This window comes from Pedobacter sp., from assembly GCF_041662865.1.
Taxonomy (GTDB): Bacteria; Bacteroidota; Bacteroidia; order Sphingobacteriales; family Sphingobacteriaceae; genus Pedobacter.
In genome coordinates this window covers 1-2,632 of record NZ_JBAZRL010000128.1, presented here as the reverse complement: position 1 = coordinate 2,632, position 2,632 = coordinate 1, and the positions used below count along the sequence as shown (strand labels likewise).

Genomic DNA, 2,632 nt, shown 5'->3' with positions numbered 1-2,632 from the left:
TAATTGTTTCAGGTGTAGATAAGGGCTTTTTTTGTAAAGGAGTATAGGGAATTATACCAGTTTCAGACGGATTTCTTTGAGTAAATAAAGACGGAACGTTAGTTTTTTCTAAATTCTTAAAATAACTTTCAATATATCTATTTGGGTCATTTAAAAATTTTATATAAGATTTTATTGCCCTACCACCTAAACCCCTTGCAATTGCACCTGGATTAGCTGTTATTATTCCACCTAAAATATCTCCACCTGTAAAAATATCAGTATAATCAATTAAACCTTTATCGGCTTTTCTTGCTTCAATAGCAATTTGACGATTTAAATCATCTTCAATTGTTTTAATTGACTTATAAACATCACGATATTCTTTCCAATTTTCATTTGTAGTTCTTGATATTTGCTCATCAAGTTTAGATTTAACCATATTTGCAACAGAGGCATCAATTCTTGCTCTAATTTTATCATTACCATTAAAAAATCCATTTGCTCTTTCGTTTAATTCTTGTAAACGACTTTGAACGGTTAGTGGGTCTGCACTATCTAATTCACCAACTTCAGACGCAAGCTCTTTGTAGTAATCCCTAGTTTTTTTACTCCAAGATTTATTTTCAGACTCAACTAATAATTTTTTTTGAATATCAGCTGCATCAAAAGTAAGACCCATTTCACCACTTTGTTTAGTTAAGTCATTCCATTTAGTAAATAAAGTTTTTTTAGATTGTCCAAGTGACTCACTTAATTCAGCTCTATTTTGTGGATTTCTAACAGTAGCTTCACCAGTTTTTTGGTCAATTAAAGTTGGTTTTTCTTCATTTACATACTTTAAAGCTGTGTCCGCATCAGTATAATATACCTCTCTTGCTTGGGGAGTTTTAACTGATTTCATTGACGGCTTCAAAGCTTTGTCTACTGTTATTTTTAAATTTGGAGATAGTGTACCAGTAGGTCCCGCTGGTGGAATTTCACCACTAATAGTTTTTGTTTTGGATGTAAATAATTCTTTTCCTCTTTGAAATTCTTTAGGTAATTCTTTTGCTGCTAAAAAAGCTGAAACTGCCATACCTAATTCCATTCCTGTTTGTATTTGCTCTGAGGTTGACATTTTATCTAAATTTTTTAATTTTTCTACTTGAGGTTCTGCCATTCCATAAGCTAAAGCTAAATCTAGAGCCTGACCCAACCCTGGAATTGCGTGTGCAGAAGCCAAAGCAGTCATTGGAACAGCACCTTTGCCTGTTTCATAACCAAATTTACCTGTAGTTTTAGCATTCTCTAAAACATTCTTCCACATATCTTCAGTTAACGATTTTCCTTTCATCATATTTGCTATCATTGTCCCTGGAATTGCAACAGCACCACCAATAACTCCACCGATACCTGCGGTTACCCCACCTAAACCCATACCAGCCCATTGTACAGGTGGTAATTCAGTAAAACCTTGAAAAGCTGTATTTATAACATCAGCAGTTTTGCCTGCAACTCCGGATTGTGCAAAGTGTTGTTTAAGTGGAGTTGACATAAATTCTTGGTCAGCCATTTCTAAGCCTTGTTGAATAACATCTATATTAGTTGTTTTTGTATTACTAAAAATATCCTGTAAAGATTTTTTTCCAGTAGTATTTTGTGTAGGTTGAATTTGTTGATTATCTTGTTTAGAACCAAAAATTTCATCCAATGATTTTTTCATAATATTATGCAAACTTATTTAATAATTGACTTCCACCTTCACGTTGATACATTTGTTTAATTACATTCTTTTTTTGTTCGTAAGATAAGTTATTCCATTTAGACTTAGACATTGCAGTATGTTTCCATCTTTGTTCACCAGAGTCTGTGTAAAAACCAATTTTATCAATTACCTTAATAGTTGTATCAACTGGATCACCAAGCAATCTTGCCGTTTTATATCTACCATTAGAAAATGAATCGCCAACAACATAATCAACTCCCTCTTTAAGTCCAGCAATTCTAGCGATATCAGTTGTAAAAGCAGTGGGGTTATTATGCCTATCAGTCCTCATTCCTGTGGCTTTTGGTGTACCGCCACTACCCTGGTTAAAACCTTGTTCAAGAAATTGTAATATTTCACTCTCAGAATAGCCATTACTCTTTGCTTCTTTAATTGCATTAGAATAACCTGGATTTTCTTTAACTAACTCAGCAATAGAAGTATAGCTTCTATTTAATGGGACTAGATTTGAGGTGGTAGAAGTTGTTCCACCAGCACCAAGATTTTGTAGTTTAGCATAATTTGTTGCACCCATTTGCCGTTTATAGAAGTTTTCTTGATTACGATTAAATACTTCTTTAATACTATTAATTTTTGCTTTATTTAAAGCTGGAACATTACCAATGGCTGGAAATATACTTGCATATTCTTTAGCCTCAGATTCAGAGAAAGCTGCACCAGTAACCGAACGTCTATATGATTGAATAGCAATTGCAATTTGATTTGCAATAGTAGCAAGTTCAGAATTATTAGTATACTTTAAAACATTTTCAGAGAATTTTTCAATTCCACCAGACAATAAATTAGTATTGCCGCCTTTAGATTGATATTGTTGCAATAAGTCTTCAATCTGATCTACATTTGCTAAAGCATCATCTCTACCAGATACTTGTAGTTTTTCAGTTG

Annotated in this window: 2 protein-coding genes; both read right to left on the bottom strand. The window is 33.1% G+C overall.

What is annotated here, in order from left to right; genetic code table 11:
- Nucleotides 1-1,684 (bottom strand): hypothetical protein (locus tag WC622_RS17090; RefSeq protein WP_372820898.1); only part of this gene is annotated, 1,684 nt, incomplete at its 3' end.
- A 4-nt stretch (nucleotides 1,685-1,688) separates the two neighbouring features.
- Nucleotides 1,689-2,632: hypothetical protein (locus WC622_RS17085; RefSeq protein ID WP_372820897.1), on the bottom strand; the 944-nt coding region annotated here is incomplete at its 5' end.